This is a genomic window from Brevundimonas terrae (assembly GCF_011761985.1).
GTDB classification, from domain to species: Bacteria; Pseudomonadota; Alphaproteobacteria; order Caulobacterales; family Caulobacteraceae; genus Brevundimonas; species Brevundimonas terrae.
Genome location: NZ_JAASQT010000006.1, coordinates 109,360 through 132,822, shown reverse-complemented (window position 1 = coordinate 132,822; position 23,463 = coordinate 109,360). Strand labels below are relative to the sequence as shown.

General features: G+C 63.0%; 20 protein-coding genes. 16 read left to right on the top strand and 4 right to left on the bottom strand.

Annotated elements, in window-relative coordinates; translation table 11 throughout:
• The first annotated feature begins 1 nt into the window (after position 1).
• The 12 genes from ccmI (at position 2) to FHS64_RS12585 (ending at position 12,903) form a co-directional block, all read left to right on the top strand.
• A complete protein-coding gene (gene ccmI / locus FHS64_RS12640; RefSeq protein ID WP_167178852.1) occupies positions 2-847 on the top strand; it encodes a c-type cytochrome biogenesis protein CcmI in 846 nt (281 codons plus the stop codon).
• Positions 848-858: 11 nt separating this feature from the next.
• Positions 859-1,338, top strand: a complete 480-nt coding sequence (gene ccmE / locus FHS64_RS12635) for a cytochrome c maturation protein CcmE (RefSeq protein ID WP_167178850.1) — start codon at positions 859-861, stop codon at positions 1,336-1,338.
• Positions 1,339-1,342: 4 nt separating this feature from the next.
• Positions 1,343-3,334 (top strand): heme lyase CcmF/NrfE family subunit, encoded by a 1,992-nt coding sequence (locus FHS64_RS12630; RefSeq protein ID WP_167178848.1) that lies wholly within the window; start codon positions 1,343-1,345, stop codon positions 3,332-3,334.
• Entirely contained in the window at positions 3,331-3,822 is a 492-nt protein-coding gene (locus FHS64_RS12625; RefSeq protein WP_167178846.1) for a cytochrome c-type biogenesis protein, read from the top strand. Before FHS64_RS12630 ends, FHS64_RS12625 begins: the two co-directional genes overlap by 4 nt.
• A 161-nt stretch (positions 3,823-3,983) precedes the next feature.
• Positions 3,984-5,522, top strand: coding sequence for a Do family serine endopeptidase (locus tag FHS64_RS12620; RefSeq protein WP_167178844.1), 1,539 nt, complete (start codon positions 3,984-3,986; stop codon positions 5,520-5,522).
• Positions 5,523-5,618: 96 nt separating this feature from the next.
• Entirely contained in the window at positions 5,619-6,290 is a 672-nt protein-coding gene (locus tag FHS64_RS12615) for a response regulator transcription factor (protein WP_167178842.1), read from the top strand.
• 8 nt (positions 6,291-6,298) lie between these two features.
• Positions 6,299-7,711 carry a sensor histidine kinase gene (locus FHS64_RS12610; RefSeq protein ID WP_167178840.1) on the top strand — a complete coding sequence of 471 codons (1,413 nt, stop codon included), beginning with the start codon at positions 6,299-6,301 and terminating at the stop codon, positions 7,709-7,711.
• A gap of 9 nt (positions 7,712-7,720) precedes the next feature.
• Positions 7,721-10,642 (top strand): bifunctional [glutamine synthetase] adenylyltransferase/[glutamine synthetase]-adenylyl-L-tyrosine phosphorylase, encoded by a 2,922-nt coding sequence (locus FHS64_RS12605; protein WP_167178838.1) that lies wholly within the window; start codon positions 7,721-7,723, stop codon positions 10,640-10,642.
• Between the two features lie 69 nt (positions 10,643-10,711).
• Positions 10,712-11,314, top strand: a complete 603-nt coding sequence (locus FHS64_RS12600) for an EF-hand domain-containing protein (protein ID WP_167178836.1) — start codon at positions 10,712-10,714, stop codon at positions 11,312-11,314.
• A 62-nt stretch (positions 11,315-11,376) separates the two neighbouring features.
• Positions 11,377-11,946, top strand: coding sequence for an RNA polymerase sigma factor (locus FHS64_RS12595; RefSeq protein WP_243862966.1), 570 nt, complete (start codon positions 11,377-11,379; stop codon positions 11,944-11,946).
• Between the two features lie 7 nt (positions 11,947-11,953).
• Positions 11,954-12,406: a hypothetical protein gene (locus FHS64_RS12590; RefSeq protein WP_167178832.1), complete on the top strand. Its 453-nt coding sequence runs from the start codon at positions 11,954-11,956 to the stop codon at positions 12,404-12,406.
• Positions 12,406-12,903, top strand: coding sequence for a periplasmic heavy metal sensor (locus FHS64_RS12585; RefSeq protein ID WP_167178830.1), 498 nt, complete (start codon positions 12,406-12,408; stop codon positions 12,901-12,903). The genes FHS64_RS12590 and FHS64_RS12585 overlap by 1 nt, the downstream gene beginning before the upstream one ends.
• Positions 12,904-12,937: 34 nt before the next feature.
• On the opposite strand, the gene FHS64_RS12580 is transcribed toward FHS64_RS12585, so the two are convergent.
• The 3 genes from FHS64_RS12580 to FHS64_RS12570 form a co-directional block, all read right to left on the bottom strand.
• Complete coding sequence (locus FHS64_RS12580) at positions 12,938-15,349, bottom strand: ATP-binding protein (RefSeq protein WP_167178828.1); 2,412 nt, start codon at positions 15,347-15,349, stop codon at positions 12,938-12,940.
• 94 nt (positions 15,350-15,443) lie between these two features.
• Complete coding sequence (locus FHS64_RS12575) at positions 15,444-16,043, bottom strand: hypothetical protein (protein WP_167178826.1); 600 nt, start codon at positions 16,041-16,043, stop codon at positions 15,444-15,446.
• A gap of 120 nt (positions 16,044-16,163) precedes the next feature.
• On the bottom strand, positions 16,164-16,574 hold the full coding sequence (locus FHS64_RS12570) for a CBS domain-containing protein (RefSeq protein WP_167178824.1): 411 nt from the start codon (positions 16,572-16,574) through the stop codon (positions 16,164-16,166).
• A 234-nt stretch (positions 16,575-16,808) separates the two neighbouring features.
• Between FHS64_RS12570 and FHS64_RS12565 the strand changes: the two genes are divergently transcribed.
• From FHS64_RS12565 to FHS64_RS12555, 3 genes are all read left to right on the top strand, one after another.
• Positions 16,809-18,659, top strand: a complete 1,851-nt coding sequence (locus FHS64_RS12565; RefSeq protein ID WP_167178822.1) for a monovalent cation:proton antiporter-2 (CPA2) family protein — start codon at positions 16,809-16,811, stop codon at positions 18,657-18,659.
• A 3-nt stretch (positions 18,660-18,662) separates the two neighbouring features.
• Positions 18,663-19,973 carry a nicotinate phosphoribosyltransferase gene (gene pncB, locus FHS64_RS12560; RefSeq protein WP_167178820.1) on the top strand — a complete coding sequence of 437 codons (1,311 nt, stop codon included), beginning with the start codon at positions 18,663-18,665 and terminating at the stop codon, positions 19,971-19,973.
• 82 nt (positions 19,974-20,055) lie between these two features.
• The gene (locus tag FHS64_RS12555; protein WP_167178818.1) at positions 20,056-20,610 is read left to right on the top strand and encodes an NADPH-dependent FMN reductase; all 555 of its coding nucleotides are present in this window, start codon (positions 20,056-20,058) and stop codon (positions 20,608-20,610) included.
• 75 nt (positions 20,611-20,685) lie between these two features.
• Here the strand turns inward: FHS64_RS12555 and FHS64_RS12550 are convergent, their stop codons facing one another.
• On the bottom strand, positions 20,686-22,020 hold the full coding sequence (locus FHS64_RS12550; protein WP_167178816.1) for an MFS transporter: 1,335 nt from the start codon (positions 22,018-22,020) through the stop codon (positions 20,686-20,688).
• 148 nt (positions 22,021-22,168) lie between these two features.
• On the opposite strand from FHS64_RS12550, the gene cyoA reads away from it, so the two are divergent.
• Complete coding sequence (gene cyoA, locus FHS64_RS12545) at positions 22,169-23,458, top strand: ubiquinol oxidase subunit II (RefSeq protein WP_243862965.1); 1,290 nt, start codon at positions 22,169-22,171, stop codon at positions 23,456-23,458.
• The last annotated feature ends 5 nt before the right edge of the window (positions 23,459-23,463 follow it).

Genomic DNA, 23,463 nt, shown 5'->3' with positions numbered 1-23,463 from the left:
TATGACGATCTTTTGGATCCTGACCGCGATACTGACGGCGCTTGCCGGACTGTTGATTTTGACGGGCGCACGAAGAGGTGCCGCGCGTCTGGCTGCGCCGGACGATGCCGAAACCGACCGCCTTTCGGGCGCGCGCGAACTGGCCGAACTGGACCGGATGAAGGCGCGTGGCCTGCTGGACGAGGCCGCATGGACAACCGCCCGTGCCGAGGCCGGACGTCGCCTTCTGGCCGCCCGTCGTGCCGAGGGGCAACTGGCTGTCGGCCCGCGCGACGGTCTGTGGGTTCTGGGGGGCGTGGGCGTCACCGCGGCGCTGGCTCTGGGGCTCTATATGGTGTTTGGCGCGGCCGGTTACGGCGATCAGCCCTATCAGAAACGCGTGGCCGAATGGGCCGCCAATCCGCAAGGGCTGGACCCTTCACAGGTGGCGGCAGTTCTGACCGAGGTGGTCCGCAAGGAACCGGATGATGCGCTGGCCCTGTCCATGCTGGGCGCGGCCCGTTTCGAGGCAGGCGATACGGTGGGTGCGGCCTCGGCCTTCCGCCGTTCCCTGACGCTGAAACCCGACAATGCCCAGAACTGGGCGCGTCTGGGGGAAAGTCTGGTTCGTGCCAATGAGGGCCGTATCGGTCCCGATGCCGAGGCGGCCTTTGTTGAAGCCGTCAAGCTGGACCCGAACCAGTTGGGCGCGCGCTACTTCCTCGGCGAGGCGGCGTTGGCGCGTGGCGAACTGGCCCGGGGCGAGGCAATGTGGGCCCCGATCCTGGCGGTTCTGGCCCCCAATGATCCCCGCCGTCCCGAGCTTGAAAAACTGCTGGCCGACGCCCGCGCCAAGGCCCAGAAATGACGTTTAGGACCATGAACTGGCTTCCCAAATCTCCCAAAGCCCGTCGCCGCCTGTGGGTGGTGGCTGCGGCGGCACCCGTTCTCGCGCTGGCCGTGGGCCTGTCCCTATGGGCGATGAAGGACAATGTGACCTTCTTCTATTCGCCGTCCGAAGTGACGGTGGAAAAGGTGCCGACCGGCCAGATGATCCGTCTGGGTGGTCTGGTGGTAGAAGGCAGTGTGGTCAAGAACACCGATGGTTCGGTGCGCTTTACCATCACCGATAACGAGGCCACGGCCCCCGTACATTTCAAGGGTGACCTGCCCGACCTGTTCCGTGAAGGGCAGGGGATCGTCGCCCAAGGCCGCTATGGCCCCGACCGCACCTTCGAGGCCACGCAGGTTCTGGCCAAGCACGACGAAACCTATATGCCGCGCGAAGTGGCCGACCGCCTGAAGGAAACAGGCGAGTGGCGTCCCGAATCCGGCTCATATCAACCGGCGGGGAAATAGGCGCGTGATTGTCGAGTTTGGCAGCTATGCCCTGATCCTGTCCTTTGCGCTCAGCGTGTTCGCCATGGGGATGGCGACATGGGGGCGCATCCGTCGCAATCCGGTGCTGGCGGGTGCCGCATCTGCGGGGCTTCTGGCTTCGGCACTGGCCATTGTGGTGGCCTTCGGCAGTTTGATTTTTGCCTATGTGACGTCCGACTTCTCGGTCGCGAACGTGGCGCTGAACAGCCATACCGACAAGCCGCTGCTCTATAAGGTGGCGGGCGCGTGGGGTAACCACGAGGGCTCGCTGCTGCTGTGGTGTCTGGTGATGACGGCCTTTGGCGCTGTGCTGGGTCTGTCGCGCGGTCTGCCGTTCGGGCTCAAGACCTCGGCGGTGGCGGTGCAGGGCGCGCTGTCGTCGCTGTTCCTGGCGTTTGCCGCCTTTACCTCCAATCCGTTTGTGCGGCTGGACGATATTCCGGTTCAGGGCAACTCGCTGAACCCCTTGCTGCAAGACCCGGCCTTGGCCATCCACCCGCCGCTGCTCTATGCGGGCTATGTCGGGTTTTCGGTCTGTTTCTCGCTGGCGGTCGCGGCCCTGATCGAAAAGCGTGTCGATCCGGCATGGGGGCGCTGGGTGCGGCCTTGGGCGCTGGCTTCGTGGGCGTTTCTGACGGTCGGCATCGCGCTGGGCAGTTTCTGGGCCTATTACGAACTGGGCTGGGGCGGCTGGTGGTTCTGGGACCCCGTTGAAAACGCCTCCTTCTTGCCATGGCTGGCGGGTGCGGCCCTGTTGCACAGTGCCATTGTCACCGAGCGTCGCGGGGCGCTGGCGGGCTGGACGGTGTTCCTGTCCATTCTGGCCTACAGCTTCTCGATGCTGGGCGCGTTTCTGGTGCGCTCGGGCGTTCTGACGTCCGTGCATGCGTTCGCGGTCGATCCCGAACGCGGCATGATGCTGCTGGCTATTCTGGGACTGGCCGCTGGCGCAGCCCTGATCCTGTTTGCCATTCGCGCCCCCGCGATCCGTTCGATGGCGACCTTTGCACCCGTCAGCCGCGAAGGCATGTTGGTGCTCAACAACCTGTTCCTGACAGCGGCAGCGGCCACAGTCCTGCTGGGCACGCTTTATCCGCTGCTGCTGGAAGCCACGACGGGCGCGACCATTTCGGTTGGCCCACCCTATTTCAACGCCGTGTTCACGCCGCTGATGGCGGTGGCCTGCATCCTTTTGCCTGCCGGACCCTTGCTGGCGTGGAAGCGCGGCGATGCCAAGGGAGCTGTTCAGCGCCTGCGTCTGGCTCTGGTGCTGGCGGTTGCGGGGGCGGGTCTGGCCTTCCTGCTGTTTGATCCGAAAAAGGCATTGGCGGCGTCCGGTGTCGGCCTTGGCCTGTGGCTGGTGTTCGGCGCGATTGCCGAGGTGGCCGAGCGCACCAAGCTGGCCCGCGCTCCGTTTGCGGAAACCCTGCGCCGTGCGCGCAATCTGCCCTTGGGGGCATGGGGTATGGCGCTGGCCCATGCGGGCGTCGGTATCTTTATTCTGGGGGCGGTGGTCGAGACGACCTTCAAGGTCGAGAGCGCCCGCGCCCTGCCGATCGGTGGCGAGATATCTGCCGGTCCGTGGAAGGTGCAGCTTAAAGACGTGAAGATCATCGAAGGCCCGAACTATCTGGCCGAGCAGGGCCGTCTGGCCGTGGTCGATGTCGCGGGTCAAAAGCGCGAACGCGAAACAACGTCCGAGCGCCGCTTCTTCCCCGCCGGTGGTCAGACGACGACCGAGGTGGGCCTCGATTTTCGTGGCCTCGATGACGTCTATGTGGTGATGGGCGAGCGCACCGCGACCGATGCCGGAGAACCGGCATGGGTCGTGCGGCTCTACTGGAATCCGTGGGCGCGTCTGATCTTTATCGGTCCCGCCTTGATGGCGCTGGGGGGCTTGGTGTCGCTGCTGGATCGCCGTTTGCGCGTGGGGGCAGGACCGGGGACGCGCCGCCGCAAGGAGGCCAAGGCATGAAGCGTCTTTTCGCAGCCTCGTTCATGGCGCTTTTGCTGGCGGGCACGGCCATGGCCGAACCGGCGGCTGGACCCGATGTGGCTCTGGCTGATCCGGTGGCCGAAAGCCGCGCGCGCGACCTGTTTGTCGATATCCGCTGTGTGGTTTGTCAGCATGAATCGATTGCCGACAGCCCTGCGGCCATTGCGGCGGACATGCGCGCTCTGGTGCGCGAGCAGATACGCGACGGCAAGACCGATGCCGAAATCCGTCAGGATCTGGTGCGCCGCTATGGTGACTATGTGCTGTTCACGCCGCCTTTTCGGTGGGGGACGCTGATCCTGTGGCTGGGACCCTTATTGTTGGTGGTGGGCAGCGGGCTGGTCTTCTGGGGGCGCAGCCGTCGCCAGAAAACCGCGACCGCACCGCTGGATTCCCGCGAAGAAGCGGCACTGGCTGAATGGATATCGCCGGAACCGTCCGCAGAGTCTGACAAACAAGACATCTAGGGTCGCCGTTTGGCCATGGTTGAGCCTTGGCTTTACCGTGGTCGGGGGCAAACGATTTCAGCGCCTCATTCGCGTGTCAGCCATTGGCATCTGCGATGACGCCCTATATCCGTTATGCGGGGAATCCCGTGTATTCCCGATCTTAGACTACAAGGACGACGATGCTGAAACGCAAGGAGTTCATTCTGGGGGCCGCCGTGGGCCTGACCTTCGCCGCAGCGGCGACGGCGGGTGGCGTCATCCAGTGGCCGGGAGCCGAGGCGGCTCCTGCATCGGCTTCGCGCCTGATCCCCTCGGCAGGGGCTGCAGGTCTGGCCTTTGCGCCGCCACAGGGCGCGCCGCTCAGCTTTGCCGACATCTTCCAGCAGGTTGCACCGGCCGTGGTGCAGATCGATGTGAAGACGCGCGTACAGCGTCCGCGCACCATGCAGATGCCGGGCTTCCCGTTCCCGTTCCTGGTCCCCCCGCAAGAGGGCGACTCCAAGGTCGAGCCGGAAACCCAACTGGCTCCGGGCAGTGGCTCGGGCTTCTTTATTTCGGCTGACGGTACCATCGTCACCAATAACCACGTCGTGGCCAATGCCGAGGAAATCAGCGTCAAGCTCAGCGACGGTCGTACCTTCAAGGCCCGCCTGATCGGTCGTGACGAAGCCTCCGACTTGGCCGTCATCAAGATTGAAGGCGATTCCTTCCCGTTCGTGTCGTTCGAAGAAGCGTCCGAACCGCGCGTCGGTGACTGGGTCATCGCGGTCGGCAACCCGTTCGGTCTGGGCGGCACCGCCACGGCGGGTATCGTCTCGGCCAAGTCGCGCGATATCGGCGGTGGCGTGGCCAATGACTTCCTGCAGATCGACGCGGCCATCAACCGTGGCAATTCGGGTGGCCCGACCTTTGACATCTATGGTCGCGTGATCGGTGTGAACACGGCGATCTTCTCGCCATCGGGCGGCAGTGTCGGCATCGGCTTTGCCATTCCGGCCAAGACGGCCAAGGAAATCACCGATCGCCTGATCAAGGGCGAAACCATCGAGCGCGGCTATCTGGGCGTGCAGATCAGCGATCTGCAACCGGAAGTGAAAGAAGCGCTCGGTCTGGATGCCAATACCAAGGGCGCGTTCGTGGCCCAGGTGACGGCAGGCTCTCCGGCAGCTGAAGGCGGCTTGCAGGAAGAAGACATCGTTACCTCGATCAATGGCGAGGCGGTCGATGGGGCTTCCAGCCTGACCCGCCGCGTGGCCAATGCCAAGCCGGGTGATCGTCTGCGTCTGGAAGTGCTGCGTGAAGGCCGTCGCCAGACCGTGGACATCCGTGCGGGCCGTCGTCCGTCCGAAGAAAGCCTGAACCAGCAGCTTGAAGGTGAAGACACACCGGAAGCCGCACCGAATGCAACGGTCGGCACCGAGGTCGAGGGCGTGACCGTCACGGCCCTGACTGCAGCCCTGCGCCAGCGCCACAACATCCCTGACGATGTGAACGGCGTGGTTGTCACGGCGGTCGATGCATCGTCCGAAGCGGGCAAGTTGGGCATTCCGGCCGGTCTGGTGATCTTCCGCGCCAATAACCGCGCCGTGACCACACCCGCCGAGTTCCGCACGGCGGTCGAGGCGGCCCGCACGTCGGGGCGGCCCAGCGTGCTGCTGATGGTCCTCTATCAGGGCAATAACCGCTCGCTGGTGCTGCCGCTGGCCAAGAAGGACTAAACCGGTGAAGTCGGATGGAAATCTGACGAAGCCTTAACTGTGGATTTCGGCGGCAATCGGTTATGTTTGCCGCCGATTTCTTTTCTGGAGGGGACAATGCGTATTCTGGTTGTCGAAGATGACGCCGAGGCCGCAACCGCTATGGTTCGCGGACTAACCGAAGCCGGACACGAGGCTACCCATGCGGTTGACGGCGCGTTCGGCCTGCTGGAAGCGCAAAAGGGCGGCTATGACGTCTATGTCGTGGACCGCATGATGCCGCGCCTTGACGGTATCGGCATGGTGGAAACCCTGCGTAAGGGCGGCGACCAGACACCGGTGCTGTTCCTGTCGGCGCTGGGCGAGGTCGAGGACCGCGTGGTCGGTCTGAAAGCCGGTGCCGATGACTATCTGGTCAAGCCCTATGCCTTTGCCGAACTGATCGCCCGCGTCGAGGCTCTGGCCCGTCGCCGCGAGACAGGCGGCGTGCAGACCGTGCTCAAGGTCGGTGATCTGGAAATGAACCTGATCGCGCGCACCGTGCACCGCTCGGGTCAGGATATCGACCTGCAACCGCGTGAGTTCCAGCTTCTGGAATATCTGATGCGAAATGCGGGCCAGTCGGTGACGCGCACCATGCTGCTGGAGAAGGTGTGGGAATACCATTTCGACCCCCAGACCAATGTCATCGACGTGCATATCAGCCGCCTGCGTTCCAAGATCGACAAGGGCTTTGACCACGCCATGCTGCAAACCGTGCGCGGCGCGGGGTACCGGCTGGAGGCCTAAGCCCTCACATGCATCTGCCATCCCTCTTTAGACGGACCCCGTTTCGTCTGACGCTGCTGTTCCTGGCCCTGTTCGTGGCCACGGCCAGCGCGGTGATGGCCTATGTCTATATGGCCTCGGCGTCCGAGGCGCGGGCGCGGGCCGAGGCCAGTGTGCGCGCCGAGGTGGAAACCCTCGTGGCCATCTATCGCACGCGTGGCGGCAATGCGCTCAATCAGGCGCTGGTGGATCGCACTTTGCGCGGGGATAAATATCTGTACCGCCTGCGCGATGCGGACGGCAAAGTCGTCACGGCCAATATTTCCGACATTCCCGACGGCGTGGACAGCGGCGAGTGGGAAGCCTTCCGCCTGACCGATACCGATGCCGAGGGGCGCGTGCAAAAACGCCAGTCCATCGGCATCGACACCGCGCTGTCGGGGGGCGAGCATCTGTTCGTCGGCGAGGATGTCGGCGATATCGAAGCCTATCTGTCGCGGCTGACCCAGGCCCTATGGCTGGCCATGTTCTTTGTGCTGGTGCTGGGCATTGGCGGTGGTTTGCTGGTCAGCCGCCGCGTGGAAGTGGCGATGGGGCGACTGAACCGCGTGGTCGGTGCCGTACAGGAAGGCAATCTGAAGGTTCGTGTCCCCGTCAAACATTCGGGCGACGAACTGGACGAGCTTTCCATCGGCCTGAACACCATGCTGGACAGGCTCGAAGGCTCGATGGCCTCTATCCGCCATGCGGGTGATGCCATTGCCCATGATCTGCGCTCTCCGCTGACCCGTATGCGGGCCAAGCTGGAGGTGGCGCTGATCGATGCCGAGGCGGGCAAGGTGTCCGGTGTCGATGCACTGGAACTGGCCTTGGGCGAGGCCGACAGCCTGCTCAAGACCTTTAACACCGTGCTGGCCATTGCCCGACTGCAAGCCGGTGGTGCGCCCGATCCCAAGGTGTTCGATGCCGCCATTCTGGGCCGCGACATGGCCGAGCTTTACGAATATGCGGGCGAAGAAAAAGACATCGAGTTCGCCTCGAAAATCGAAGAGGGCCTGTTCGTCGAGGGTAACCATCCCTTCCTCGCACAGGCACTGGCCAATCTGATCGATAACGCCATCAAATATACCCCTGCGGGCGGGGCGGTGATGTTCCGTGCGCGTCGCAAGGCCAATGGCGAGATCGAATATTCGGTCACCGATAATGGCCCCGGCATCCCCGAAGAAGACCGCGAACGGGTGCTGCAACGCTTTGTGCGTCTGGACAGCAGCCGTACCGAGCCCGGCTCGGGTCTGGGCCTGTCGCTGGTGACGGCTGTGGCCGAGGCCCATTGCGGGCGTATCGAATTGGCCGAGGGGCCGGGCGCTTATGATGGACGCGGGCCCGGTCTTCGTGTTGCACTGGTCCTGCCGCCTGCCGAGGCACCCGATCAAACCGCCTGACGAAACAGTATGACCCTAGACACCCAGTCCCTGATCGCCCGTATCAGCCCGTGCGGCCCTGTCAGCGATCCGGACGCCGCCGCCCGCCTTTATGAGCGGCTGCACGAGACGGCGCAGGAACAGGGCTGGCAGGGTGATCTGGAACTGGCATGGCCGTCTCTGGCACCTGTGTTTGCAGCCTCGTCCTATCTGGGCGGCATCGCCCGTCGCTGGCCAGCAATGCTGCACGAGGTTCTGACGGGCGATCCGGACCAGAGGGTGGAACGCCTGCTGGAAAAGACGCTGTCGCTTGAAGGCCCGCCGGACGAGACGAAATCGCCGCTGCGTCTGTTCAAGGCCGAACTGCATTTGATGACGGCGCTGGCCGATCTGGGCGGGGCATGGTCGCTGGATCAGGTCACCTCGGCCATTGCCCGTTTTGCCGATGCGGCGGCCCAGACGGCCTTGCGTTCAGCAGCCTCCGACTGGCGCAGGCGCGGCAAGCTGTTATCGCATGCCGATGATCCACGCGGCCCTGTGCCCGGCCTGTTTGCGCTGGCCATGGGCAAGGGCGGGGCGTTCGAGCTGAACTATTCGTCCGATATCGATCTCAGCCTGTTTTATGATCCCGATGTGCTGTCGGCGGTTCTGGATGACAGCGTGGAGGTGCAGAACTTCTGCAACCGTCTGGCACAGGGCATGGCGACCCTGCTGACCGAGCGCACGGGCGAGGGCTATGTGTTCCGTGTGGACCTGCGTCTGCGTCCCGATCCGTCATCGACCCCGCCGGTGGTGTCGGCCCCGATGGCGCTGGCCTATTATGAGAGCGTCGGCCAGAACTGGGAGCGGGCCGCCTTTATCAAGGCCCGCGTCTGCGCCGGTGATATGGCGGCGGGCGAGGTGTTTCTGGACCATCTCCAACCCTTTATCTGGCGCCGCAGCCTCGATTATCAGGCCGTGCTGGACATCCAGTCGATCAAGAAACAGATCCACACCTACAAGACCGGCGAAGGGTTGGACGCCGCAGGGGCCAATCTGAAACTGGGGCGCGGCGGTATCCGCGAGATCGAGTTCTTCGTCCAGACCCAGCAACTGATCCTTGGCGGACGCAATCCGGCCCTCAGAAGCCCGCGTACCTTGGATGCGCTGGCGGCTCTGACCGAGGCGGGCCATGTCACACCACAGACCTGCGAGCAGTTGAATGCCGCCTATCGCGTACTGCGCGATCTGGAACACCGCGTGCAGATGCTGGAGGACGAACAGGCCCACGCCCTGCCGGTCGATGATGATCGCCGCGCCAAGGTGGCGGCCCTTTACGGACAGGACGATCTGGCCGAGTTTGACCGCCATATCGGAGAGCTGCTGGTCAGTGTGAACCACATCTATGGCCAGTTGTTCGAGGGCGGCGAGCAGTTGTCCTCCGAATATGGCAGTCTGGTTTTTACCGGCGTTGAAAACGACCCCGGCACATTGGAAACCCTGCGTCGTATGGGCTTTGTCGAGGCGTCCAGCGTTTCGGACACCATCCGTAGCTGGCACCATGGCCGTATTCAGGCCACGCGTACGGCACGGGGGCGTGAACTGTTCACCCGCCTTGCGCCGCGCCTGTTGGAAGCTGCCGCCGCGACCGGCGCGCCCGATGTGGCTTTTACCCGTTTTGCCACCTTCTTTTCCGGCCTGAAAACCGGCGTGCAGGTGCAGGCCCTGTTCCTGAACCAGCCGCGTTTGTTCGACATGGTGGTGGGGATCATGGCCTTTGCCCCGCGTCTGGCGCGGGTATTGGGCCGTCAGCCACAGGCGCTGGACGGCGTACTGGATGCCCGCTTTCTGACGCCCTTGGGCGAGGATACGGGCGTTGCTGCCCAACTGGTCGAGGAAGCCGCCGAGGCGGGCGATTTCGAAAGCACGATGAATGTGGTGCGCCAGCATCACCGCGAGCAGGCTTTCCGCATCGGCATGAACATCATTACGGGCCGCGTTTCGGCCTGTCAGGCGGGCTGGACCACCACGTCGCTGGCCGATGCCTGTATTCAGGCCCTGTCGGTGGCGGCCTTGGCCGAGGCCACACGCATGGGCGGTGCGCTTGGCGGGGGCGAGGTGGCGGTGGTGGCGCTGGGCAAGGCCGGCTCGCGCGAGATGTCGCTGGGGTCGGATCTTGATCTGATGACCCTCTATAATGCCCCGAACGATGCCGTGACCGAGGGCAAGGGCTGGGGTGCGGAAACCTTTTATGGCCGCTTTACCCAGAGGCTGATTGCGGCCCTGTCGGCGCACACAGCCGAGGGCGGGCTTTACGAAGTGGACATGCGCCTGCGCCCGACGGGTTCTAAAGGGCCGGTATCGGTGCGCCTTGGCAGCATGATCGACTATTATGCCGATGAAGCCGACACATGGGAGTTTATGGCCCTGACCCGCGCGCGGGTGGTGTGGGCGACCAGTCCCGAGTTTGCGGTACAGGTTCAGCAGACGCTGGAGGATGTGCTGCGTCGTCCGCGTCCCGGTGTCGATGTGGCCGCCGATGTCCGCAAGATGCGCGACCTGATGGAGCGCGAGCGTCGGCCACGCGGCTTCTGGGATTTAAAACTCAGCGCAGGTGCACAGGTCGATGCCGAATTTGTCGGCCAGTACCGCCAGTTGATGCAGGCGGCCTCGGGCGGGCCTTTGACCAATTCGACGCTGGAAGCCTTGGCCGATGATCCGGTCATGGCCCGCACATGGATGCTGCACCAGCATGTCGGACAGGTGATGACCTGCGCCTTTGGCGAGCGGGTCGATCTGGATCAGGAACCGGCGGGCTTCCAGAAAAAGCTGGCCGAGGTGGTGGGCGAGCCGGATTTCGAGGCGCTAAAGGTCAGTATTTCCGACATCCGCAAACAGGCGCGGGCGCATCTGGACCATGTACTGCCGTCGGCTGTCTCTACCGACAATGAGGAAAGCGCGACGGAAAACTGATTCGTATGCGTTCAATCTCTCTGACGGGGACAACATCGGGCTGAAGATGCCCAATGGAGACCATGAGAGATGAAACAATTACTGAGCAGTTTGGCGGTGTTTTCGCTGGTGGCCGTGGCGGTACCTGCTGTGGCGCAAGAGGCTATGCCGCGCATGGAACGCGCACAGGCCAGCATCAGCGAGGCTGACTTTGTCGCCCGCCGCACACAGGCCTTGCGTGCCGCCGATGCCAATGGCGATGGTCAGGTATCCGCCGAGGAACGCCTTGCCCAGCGCCAGAAGATGCGTACCGAGCGCATGGAGGCGCGCTTTACCCGTCTGGACACCAATGCCGACGGCCAGATCAGCCGCGAAGAGTTTACGGCGGACCACGCACAGATGGGCCATATGTCGCGCACCCGCGGCGAGGGTGCCCGTCATAATGCGCGTCGCATGGCAGGGCATGGGAGCCATCAACGGGGCGAGGGGCGTATGCAGGCTATGGCGGACCGCACGGTCGATATTGCCAGCGTCGAGCAAAAGGCCCGCGAAAGCTTCGCCCAGATGGATGCCAACCGCGACGGTCAGCTGAGCGCCGAGGAACGCCGCGCCGCCCGTCAGACGATGCGTGAATCACGACGCGGCGAACGAACCGCGCGTCAGCCGTCGCCTTCGATGCCGGTTTCGGAGTAGGGTCGTGACGGGGAAGGCGGCGCGGTCGTCCGCCCGACAGTTTAACTATGTGCGAGGCAGGCTTGGCGCCATCCGCCGATCCCGACGAAGAACTTTTGCGCCGTGTGGCCGTGGGCGATCCCGCGGCCATTCAGGCCATGGTGGCCCGCAAGCTGCCGCGTCTTCTGTCGCTGGCCACGCGCATGTTGGGCGATCCCGTAGAGGCCGAGGATGTGGCGCAGGAAGCCATGTTGCGGGTCTGGAAACAGGCCCCAAAATGGCGACCGGGACAGGCCCGCTTCGATACATGGCTACATCGGGTGGGGCTGAATCTGTGCTACGACCGCTTGCGCCGCAAGCGCGAGACGCCAATCGATCGCATCCCCGAAATGGTGGACGATTCACCGGCACCGGATCGGGGGCTGTTGGCCGCCGAGACCGGAGCCCGGGTCCAGTCGGTTTTGTTGAAACTGCCGGAACGACAACGCGAGGCTATCGTTCTGTGTCACTATCAGGAACTGGGCAATATCGAAGCGGCGCATTTGATGGGGGTCAGCGTCGAGGCACTGGAAAGCCTTTTATCGCGGGCGAGGCGCAGTTTGCGGCTTTCGCTGGCCGATATGGCACCGAGACAGACAAGGCGGGGGGCATGAGACGATGATGACTGAAGACCGATTTATACATCTTCTGGATGCCTATGGCGCACGCTGGACCTGCTGGCCGCAGGACGAGGTCGCACAGGCGCGTCTGGCACTGGCCGACAATCCGCACCTGCAAACGCTTTGGTCCGGTGCCGAGGCTCTGGATGATCTGTTGAGCCTGCCTGCGGTGACGGCCAGCGCCGACCTGCGCGAACGGGTTCTGGCCTCGGCGGTCGGGGCGGGGCTGAAGGCTCGTCGTCGCCCGCAAGGCCTGTGGTCCGCATGGACCCTGTGGTCGGGGGCGGGGGTTATGGCGACGGCTGTGGCCGGTGCCTTGCTCGGCGTAGGTCTGGCCCAGCATCTCGCCGCGCCGATGCAGGCCGAAACCGTCTTCTATCAAGCCAGTCTGCAAGGTGCCGATGATACCGAGGTGCTGGGGCTGGAAATGGCGTCTTTGGAGGTGCCTCGCTAATGGCTTCGCGCAAGATCAAGCTGGCACTGGTCGCATCGGTGGCGCTCAATGTGTTTCTGGTTGCAGGTGGTACAGCGGTCTGGCTGACGGCGCGCGAAACCCGCGAGGCCGAGCGCATGACCCGCACGACCCGCACAGATTCGCTGATGGAGGTCGTCAGCACCCGATCACCGGAGGTGGCCGGGGCTATAGAGGTGCGTCTGCGTCAGGTGGCCATGGCGGCGCGTCCCGACTTTCAAGAAGCGCGGGAGGCTCGCCGTCAGGCTATTGCCATCACCGCTTCGGATGATTTCGATGCTGTGATGGTGGCAGGACTGCTGGAGCAGTCGCGGGCGTCCGAAATGCGCGGGCGTGCGCGTCTGGAATCCGGCGCCGTGGAAATCCTGAACGACCAGAAGGCCGAGGATCGCAAGGCCTTGGCGCGTATCCTGTCGCGCCATCGCCCGCACAGCCATTCCAAGACGTCGCCGACCGAAAAGCCACCAGAAAAACGCTAGTAGAAACCGCTAGGGGAATTAGCGGCCACCCGCACTAGGCGGCGGATACCATCGCATCGTCTGCATGCGGATCCGGCAGGGTGTCCGGCCCCGTATTGGCCCTGACCGGCAGGTCGAACCAGACTGTCGTGCCTATGCTCGGCTCGCTTTCGATCACCATGCTGGCCCCGTGCATCTCGATGAGGGACTTGGTCAGGGCCAGCCCCAGACCGGTGCCCTGCGTGGTCTTGGCGTGCTGGTTCTCGACCTGCACAAAGGGCTGGGCCAGCCGTTTGATATCGTCGGCGGCAATGCCGATGCCGGTATCCTTGATGGCCACCCGAATATAGCCCGGACGCTCGATCAGTGGCGTCAGCATCAGCATCACACGCCCTGCGCGCGGAGTGAATTTGATGGCGTTGGAAACAAGGTTCAGGAACACCTGTTTCATGCCGCGCAAATCGACCTCGGCTTCGAGCATGCCGGTTGAATCCAGCGCCAGTGCCAGTCCCGCCTCTTCGGCCCGCCCGCGCATCAGACGCACCACCTCGCGCCCCAGTGCCGCCAGATCGGTACGCTCGTAATGCAGGTTATGCTTGCCCGCCTCGATCTTGGCCATGTCGAGAATGTCGTTGATCAGGCTGAGCAGGTGCTTGCCCGAATTATGGATGTCGAGCGCATAGCCCTTGTAGCGACGATCCCCCAGCGGGCCGAACATCTCGCCCGCCATGATTTCGGAAAACCCGTTAATGGCGTTAAGCGGTGTACGCAGTTCATGGCTCATATTGGCCAGAAACTCTGACTTGGACTGGCTGGCGGCCTCGGCGCGGGTCATGGCCGCTTCGTATTCGGTGGCCAGTGTGGACAGGCGCGAACGGCTGGCGCGCAGTTCGGTGACCGTACGTTGCAGTTCTTCGGCGGCGCGACGGCGGTCATGTTCCTGCTGGCGGATCAGGGTCACATCGGCGGCGATCACTACGGTACCGCCATCGCCGGTATAGCGTTCGGTCATCTGTAGCCACCGCCCGTCCTTCAGGGCGACTTCACGGACCCCTGCACGGCGCGGCTCGGGGCGGTTCTCGGTACGGATGGCCTGCGCGGCGATACGGTTCAGATCGTTTTTGAGTGCCCCGCGATAAAGGGCGTCCGCCGGAAAATCGAAGGCATCCTGAAACGCCTGGTTCCACATGACCAGATGACCCTGACGGTCGAACAGGACAAAGGCATCCGAGACGCTCTGGATGCCATCCACCAGCCGCTCCTCGGCGGCCTTGGCGCGGGCCTTGGCGCGGCGCGCCTCGGTGATATCCAGCGCGATACCCATAATCTGGCGGTGCGGCCTACCCGCCCGTTGTCCGCGCGAGCGCCCGCGCGCATCGATCCAGCGCAGGCTGCCGTCGTTCAGGGTGACGGGGAAGGCCAGATCGAAATGGCCGCTCTCGCGGGCCTGCCCAAGAGCCGAGGCAAAGCTGTCGCGAAAACGCGGGTGGATACGCTGGACCAGTGCATCGGTCGTCAGGCTGGTTCCGGCGGGCAGGTCCAGCAGCGCGGCCATATAGTCCGATAATTGCAACTGGCCCTTTTCAATATCCCAGTCCCACACCCCGCACTGGGCCGCCTCGACGGCAATGCGGAAGCGGCGCTCGGTATCGGCCCACTGGCGCGACGTCCGATCCTGCCGGAAGGTTTGCAGGGCCAGAAACAACAACAGGGCCACGCCGAGCGCCAAGGGGATCACCAGCAGGCTGGCATCATCGCGCCAGCGGTCGAGCAAGGATCGGGCAGGGCGGTCGGCCACCACGGCCAGCCCGCTGTCTCCGATCCTGACTGCGGTATTCACGCGATCCTTGCCTTGCGGGTCGGGCAGTACCACCCCCGTCGGGCTGCTGAACAGTTCGGGTGGCAGTTGCGCGACGGGCCTCAGCTCCAGACGGACATCCTGACCTGTAGGCGCGATGCCGTGTGCCTTGATACCGGCATTCAGGCGCTGGCCATTGGCAAGGGTACGGCCAAGGTTCAAATATCCGTCGGTAAGGGTGGCCCCTTGGGCATTATTATAGCTCTGGGCAGGCTTTTGTCCCACGGCCACCAGTGGCGTGCCCTGTGCTGTAGACAAAAGGATTCCGCTGTCCGGTAGACTGGCGACAGCCGTTTCCAGCGCTTGCAGAGGCTGGAGGGGTGTCTGGGTCAGTTGGGTTTGTGCCTGATCCAGCAACCGGTCCAGACCGGTCAGTTGCTGTGCGGTGCTCTGGGCATAAAGTCTGGCATCCAGAACCAGCGTATCGTGGTTGAGAACATCCAGTTCGCGTTCCGGCCGGGACTGGTCCCTTGCGACCAGCAACAGGGCCATGGACAGGATCAGCAGAGCCGCCAGAAACAGGGCGCGTTCATAGGGACGACCCCATAGACCCGGATGGTCTGTGGTTCGTCTTCCCCGTCCATCGCTGCGGCGCTCTATTCCCCGCACAACGAAGGCTCCCTATCCGTGTTCGAATAAGGGAAACCTAGGCTGTTTTGCCGAGCTGTGTCGAGAGCCGCCTGTCGCGACGAAGAGGAAGACCTTAGGCGAGCGTCTCGTCGCTATTGGCGATGGGGGTTGCTTCCGGTTTTCCGGCGGGGGCCGTTTTGCGTGGCGGCAGGGGCTGGGTCTGGATACGGCGCAGGACGGACTTGGCGGCATCGGCCAGACGGCGCGTCTCGGGCGGCGCATCGTCAGGGGCCTCGTCCACGCTCTCGACCAGTTGGTTGAGGAGGTTGAGCATTTGCGGCGCACAGGCAATGATGCGGGCCTGTTGCTCGATTTTCTCGGGCAGACGGTCATATTCGGCACCCGGCACGCGCCAGCCGCCCCAGTCGGCATCGTCGGTGACGACGACCGGATAGCTGCCGGGGAAGGGGTGGTGGGCGCAGTCATTCTGGTCCTGCCACTTGTTGCGCGCGCGCAAGACGCGCCAAGTGCCCAGATTGCTGCTCAGCGCCTCGCTTTCGGGCGATTGCAGTTCGTGGTTCTGGAATTCGCGCCCCAGACCCAGTTCGTAGGTGACACGCACAGGCTCTTCAAAGCCTTTGGCCCAGACAGGGATGACCCGCTCGATTTCGGCCCACAGGCCGACGCTCTCGACCCAGACCTTCTGACCTTTTTGGAATTGTGCGCGTGCCATCAAGCCTACCCCGTACCTTCAGGTCGGTAACCTTAGCCGATAGCGGTTATCGACCTCTTGGGAGAGATGGTTACCGAGCCTGAACGGGGTTGGCTATGAATAACGTCGTGATTCAGTGGTTTATGGCTGGGATATGCTTTCCAGAGCCTCTCCGGCATAGCGTTCCTTAACCTTTACGGACAGGTCGCCAAGCGACACGACGCCGACCAGTCGCGCATTTTTGTCTATGACAGGCAGGCGGCGGATACGCGCACGGCTCATCAGGTCCAGCGCGATTTTCAGCTCGTCCGTATCCAGAACCGTAATGGCATCGCGCGACAGGAATTCCGATACCGCCTGTTCGGGTCCGGCCCCCGTGGCGACGGCCCGCACGGCGATATCGCGGTCGGTAACGGTGCCGATCAGGCGTTCGCCCTCCACCACAGGCATGAAGCCGAAATCACCATCGGCCATACGGCGAGCCACATGCTGAAGGCTGTCTTCGGGGCGGGCGACATGGATATCACGGCTCATAAGGTCACGGATTTTCATAACGGCTCCTTGGGGGACGACGACAGGTATGCTGTTCAAAGGCATGGAACAGGCTGGCGGTTCCCCCGAGCGTGCAGCGGGCGATCAGCGCTTTACGCAGGCGGTTTACACGCGCCGTTCTGCATAGGACTGTGCGGGAACGACCCAACAGGCTGTTCGTTAAGCGGATTGGGCAAGGGCAGGGCAGATCGCATTCATTGCGATGCTGTGGCCGTCATTCAAGCGAGGGTGGCCATGGCCGCAGAAACTGCCGGCATGGGTTTGGGCCATGTCGCCGCACTCTTGGGTGCAGGCGTGGTCGGGGTGGCGGTGTTCCGCAAGATCGGTCTGGGTTCGGTGCTGGGCTATCTGGTGGCAGGTTTGGCGCTTGGCCCGTTCGGACTGGCTCTGGTCAAGGAACCGCAGACCATCCTGCATGTGGCCGAGTTCGGCGTGGTCATCTTCCTGTTCATCATCGGACTGGAGATGCGGCCCAGCCGTCTTTGGGCGATGAAGGGCGAGATATTCGGCCTTGGCACGGCGCAGGTCGGATTGTCCTGTCTGGCCCTGACCCTGATTGCCATGGCGGCGGGGGTGTCTGCGCCCGTGGCCTTTGTCGGGGCGATGGGTTTTGTCATGTCCTCGACCGCGGTCATCATGCAGATGCTGGAGGAACGCGGCCAGTTGGCCAGCGAGGCCGGACGTCGGGCCGTTTCGGTGCTTTTGTTTGAAGACCTCGCCATCGTGCCGCTGCTGGCCATTGTTGCGGTTATGGGCGCGCAGATGGCCCCCGTCGCCGACACAGGAACGGGCGAGCCTCTGTGGCAGGTCATCGTCTTTGCGGTTGCGGCCGTGGCGGGCGTGCTGGCCTTCGGGCGCTATCTGATCAATCCGGTGTTCGGCTTTCTGGCCCGAAATGGCGGCCGCGAGGTGATGACGGCCTCGGCCCTGCTGGTGGTGGCCGGTACGGCGTGGCTGCTGGATACGGTCGGGCTGTCGATGGCCATGGGGGCCTTCCTTGCAGGCGTTCTGTTGTCGGATTCTACCTTCCGGCATCAGTTAGAGGCCGATGTAGAGCCGTTCCGCGCCATCCTTTTGGGGCTGTTCTTCCTGTCGGTCGGCATGGCGCTGGACCTGTCGGTGGTGGCCAATGACTGGAAGGTGGTGCTGGCAGGGCTGGCCGCCTTCATGCTGGCCAAGGCGCTGGTGATCTATGTCGTGGCCCGCGTCTTCAAGGCCTCCAACCGCGAGGCGATCGAGCGGGCGGCCCTGTTCGCGCAAGGGGGCGAGTTCGCCTTTGTCCTCTATAGCGCGGCGGCCACAGCCGGTGTGATCGGCGCACAGGCCAGCGCGGCCCTGACGGCCATTGTCATCCTTTCGATGGCGTTGACGCCGCTGACGACACTGGCCCTGTCGCGTCTGATGCCGCCGGAAAAAGAACGCGGCATTGATGATGTCGATGATGTGGATGCGGCCAGTGAACTGGAAGGGCGCGTGCTGATTATCGGCTTTGGCCGTTTCTCGCAGGTGGTGTCACAGCCGCTGCTGGCGCGCGGTGTCGATGTCAGCATCATCGAAAAAGACATCGATATGATTCAGGCTGCCGCCACCTTCGGCTTCAAGGTTTATTATGGCGACGGAACGCGTCTGGACACCTTGCGCGCTTCGGGTGTGACCAAGGCCGAGGCGGTGCTGGTCTGCATCGATAATGCCGAGGCCACCGACCATATCGTGCAGTTGCTCAAGCACGAATTCCCCAATGTCAAAGTCTATGCGCGGGCCTTTGATCGCGGGGCGTCGATACGGCTTATTCAGGCGGGCGTCGATTTTGAAATCCGCGAGACGTTTGAATCGGCTCTGGCCTTCGGGGCGCAGGTGCTGCGTGAACTGGATGTGCCGGATGTCGAGATCGAAGAAACCATCGAGGAGGTCCGCCATCGCGACCGCGAGCGGCTGACCTTGCAACTGGCGGGCGGCATGACGGCGGGGCGTTCTTTGATGCGCGGGAACATGACAACACCCACACCTGCGCCGTATATCAAACCGGAGAAGGAAGGACGCGTCATCACGACCGGCGACGCGCCGCCCGCACCGGAGAGCCTCTAATCCATGCCCAGTGTTGATCTGGCCAAACGTGCCTATGACCATAGTTGGCGACTGGACCCGATTGTCCGCAGCTTGCTGGATACGGACTTCTACAAGCTGTTGATGCTGCAACTGATCTGGCGTCGCTTCCGCGATGTGCCGGTGACGTTCAGCGTTATCAACCGCTCGACCTCGGTGAAGCTGGCGGCGGAAATCGACGAGGCCGAACTGCGGGCGCAACTGGATCATGCCCGCACCTTGCGGTTCACCAATCGCGAGTTGATCTGGTTGGGCGGCAATACGTTTTACGGTGTGAAGCAGATTTTCACGCCCGATTTTCTGGCCTGGCTTTCGACCTATCAACTGCCCGAATACGAACTGGCGAGAACCGAAGATGGCCAGTATCGCCTGACCTTTAGCGGGTCATGGGCCGATGTGACCTTGTGGGAAATCCCCGCCCTGTCGATCATTAACGAGCTTCGGGCGCGGGGCGCTCTGGCTCGTCTGGGGCGGTTCGAACTGGATATTCTCTATTCGCGCGCCAAGACCAAGCTGTGGGAAAAGATCGAGCGCCTCCGTAAGCTGGAAAACCTGTCGATCTCGGATTTCGGCACCCGCCGCCGTCACGGTTTCCTGTGGCAGGGATGGTGTGTCGAGGCGATGAAAGCGGGGCTGGGCGATGCCTTTATCGGCACGTCCAATGTGCTGTTGGCCATGAATAACGACATGGAGGCCGTCGGCACCAATGGCCACGAACTGCCGATGGTGGTGGCAGCCTTGGCGGGCGATGACGATAACGCCCTGCGCGATGCGCCCTATCGGGTGCTGGAAGAATGGCGCCAGACCTATCACGGCAATCTGCTGGTGGTGCTGCCCGATGCGTTTGGCACAGAGGCGTTTTTGGCCGATGCGCCCTCATGGCTGGCCGAGTGGAAGGGCTTTAGGCCCGACAGCGCCCCGCCCATCGAGGGCGGCGAGATCATTATGGACTGGTGGAAGTCCAAGGGCGTGGACCCCAAGGACAAGTTGCTGGTTCTGGCCGATGGTCTGGATGTCGATACGATTGAAACCGCCCATGCCCATTTCAAAGGCCGTGTGCGGACCAGCTTTGGCTGGGGCACCAATCTGACCAACGACTTCCGAGACTGTGCGCCGGTTGAAACGCCGGAACTGTCGCCGATTTCGCTGGTGTGCAAGGTCACGCAGGCGGCGGGGCGTCCGGTGGTCAAGCTGTCGGACAACCGTGCCAAGGCCACCGGCGATGCCGCCGAAATCGAACGCTATCAGCGGGTGTTTGGCGAGGCGGGCCGCGACCGTCGCGAGGTGCGCGTCTAGATTGTCATAGCGCGGGTTTTCGGAACGGCTTGGGTGTGCAGGCATTGATAGGCTGCATATCCATTTCAACCGGAGCCCGCTTATGACTGCGATCAAGGTCGGTATTATTATCGGCAGCCTCGCCAAGGCGTCCATCAACCGTAAACTGGCCGGTGCGCTGGAAAAGCTTGCCCCCGAGGGGGTGAGTTTCAGCGAGATCGCGATCGGTAATCTGCCGCTCTATTCCTATGACTATGATGCGGACTATCCGGCCGAGGGACGTGCCCTGAAGACCGCGATTGAAGCGGCAGATGCCATTTTGATCGTGACGCCGGAATATAACCGCTCCATCCCCGGCGGTCTGAAAAATGCCCTCGACTGGGCCAGCCGTCCGTGGGGCACCAACAGTTTCGCGGGCAAGCCGGTGGCGGTCATCGGCACCTCGCCGGGAGCTATCGGTACGGCGGTGGCGCAGGCGGCGCTGCGTCCTGTGCTGGGCTTTCTGAATGTGATCCAGATGAACCAGACAGAAGTCTATCTGCAGTTCAAGCCGGACCTCATTGGCGAGGATGGGGCCATTGCCAATGCGGATACCGCCAAATTCCTCGGCGATTATCTGAAGGCGTTCCACGATTTTGCGATCAAGCACAAAGGCTGAGGCCCCCACGGCCCATGGCGCATGAAAAAAGGCCCGCCTGTGAAGGCGGGCCTTTTGACATACCGGAGAACCGGATCAGTCGTTGCTGTTGCTGGCGGCCAGTGTGCGATTCCACCACAGAACCAGCAGGGTCACAACGGCACCCGACAGCAGGTAAAGACCACCCGCACCGACACCGAAGGTCGAGGACAGCCACAGCGCAGCCAGCGGCGCGAAACCGGCACCGAACAGCCAGGCAAAGTCCGAGGTCAGGGCCGAGGCGGTGTAACGGTTACGCGGGTTGAAGCTGTTGGCGATGACGCCCGAAGCCTGACCAAAGGCCAGACCCAGAAGGATAAAGCCGACGATCATATAGGTCAGCTCGCCAGCCACACCGCCGTCCAGCAGTTGCGGCGCAAAGCCCGAGAAGGCAGCGATCGCCGCAGCCGAGCCACCCACCAGCTTGCGACGGCCATAACGGTCGGCCAACCAGCCCGAGGCCACGATAGCGGCCACACCGAAACAGGCACCGATTAGTTCGATCATCAGGAAGCGGGCCGGATTTTCCTCGGTATAGAGGTAAACCCACGACAGCGGATACACCGTCACCATGTGGAACATGGCAAAGGTGGCCAGCGGTGCAAAAATACCGATCAGCATCTTGGTGTGCTCTTCGCGCACGGTCGAGATGATGGGGGTCGGCTTCAACTCGGTGGAGAGGAAGGCGGCCTGGAAGGTCGGGGTCACCACGATACGCAGGCGGGCAAACAGGGCCACCACGTTGATGGCGAAGGCCACGAAGAACGGATAGCGCCAGCCCCAGCTATAGAAGTCTTGCGGTGCCAGCTTGGCCACCAGATAGGCGAACAGGGCGCTGGCCACGATCAGGCCCAGCGGTGCGCCCAGTTGCGGCACCATGGCGTACCAGCCCTTTTTGTTGGCCGGCGCCGACACAGCCAGCAGCGACGGCATGCCGTCCCATGTGCCGCCCAGAGCCACGCCCTGACCGATACGCAGTACGATCAGCATGACCGCGGCCCAGTGACCGGCGGTCTGGAAGCTGGGCAGGAAGCCGAGGCAGACCGTCGACGCGCCCAGAAGCAGCAGGGCGATGGTCAGCTTGGTGCCGCGACCGAATTTGCGGTCAATGGCAATAAACAGGGCCGAGCCGAGCGGGCGGGCCAAAAAGGCCACCGCGAAGACGGCGAAGGACAGCAAGGTGCCGCCCAGCGGACCCGCATAGGGGAAGATCAGGGCCGGAAAAACGACGACCGAGGCGATGGCATAGACGAAAAAGTCGAAAAACTCGGAAGTTCGACCCAAAATTACGCCGACTGCAATTTCGCCTGCGTCGATTTTGCCATGCCGCGCGTTGATCTGGCTGGCGTCCCGTTCAAGGGACTCGGAAGAAGGCGCGCCCGAAGCGTTCATGACAAATGCCGTTCTCTGAGACGGGGCGTCTAAGCGCCCATACTGTTAGAATGAATGAACCGCTCCTTTGCTCCGACAAAAGGAATGAGGGGATAGGGCGGATTGTCCAATGTCGCGCATTAGGCAGTGGAGCTACGGGGCGGGTGCAATGACCGAAACTGTGCCCGATCACCCCGTTAGTCTGGCCCGGCGCGTGATGACATCACGCCGCCTTAGGCCGCTCGCCCTTGCGCCAATCATGGCGGCCCTCGCTGGCTGTGAAGCCGTCGTGCTGGCCCCTGCCGGTGACATCGCCATCCAGCAACGCGACCTTCTGGTCTTCTCGGTGCTGTTGATGCTGATCGTCATCGTGCCTGTTATGGTGCTGACCGTCTGGTTCGCGTGGAAATACCGCGCCTCGAACAAGGCCGTTGAAAAAGAACATGATCCGGACTGGGATCACTCGACCCACCTCGAACTGGTGATCTGGGCGGTTCCGCTGCTGATCATCATTTGTCTGGGCGCTGTGACCTGGACGGGGACCCACCTTCTGGACCCCTATCGTCCGCTGGACCGGATCGATGAAAATCAGGCCGTGACCGAAGACCACAAGACCCTGCAGGTCGAAGTGGTGGCGATGGACTGGAAATGGCTGTTCATCTATCCGGAATACGGCATTGCCACGGTCAATGAGCTGGTTGCGCCGGTCGATCGTCCGATCCGCTTCCACATCACCGCTACGGGCGTGATGAACTCGTTCTATATTCCGGCCATGGCGGGCCAGATCTATGCCATGCCGGGCATGGAGACCAAGCTGCACGCGGTCATCAACCGTCCGGGCGACTATGTCGGCTTCTCGGCCAACTATTCGGGCGACGGCTTCTCGAACATGCGCTTTGCCGCGCGTGGCGTGGATGATGCCGGTTTTGACCAGTGGGTCGCCAAGGTACGCGCCGCCGGTCAGGCTCTGGATCGCGACACCTATCTGGAACTGGAAAAGCCGTCCGAGAAGGTTCCGGTCACCTATTATAACAGTGTCGATGCGATGCTGTTCAACGCCGTGGTCAATATGTGCGTCACGCCGGGCAAGATGTGCATGGGCGAGATGATGGATATCGACCGCAAGGGCGGTCTGGGTCTGGCGGCTGTCAGCAATACCTGGCCGCTGGTCTATGACAAGTTCGCCCGTCGCGGCGATGCCGTGTTCGGTAGCGGCGAAAGCTATGTGATGCAGGTCTGCACCCCGCTGGAGGCCGAACGCGCCGCCATCGAGGCCAATCTGCGCCGCCAGCAAAATGCGCGGACCCTGGAGCGCGCCGACCCGTTCAATCGCCTCACCGGCGCTGCGCTTGCGGCCCCGGGCAAGGTTCCTGAAGCGGTTGCGGTCAATGCCGCACAGGCCGGTCCGCAAACCCTTCCTGCCGTGGCAGCGTCGCTGACGCCTGCCTCGCAATCCTGAGTCCC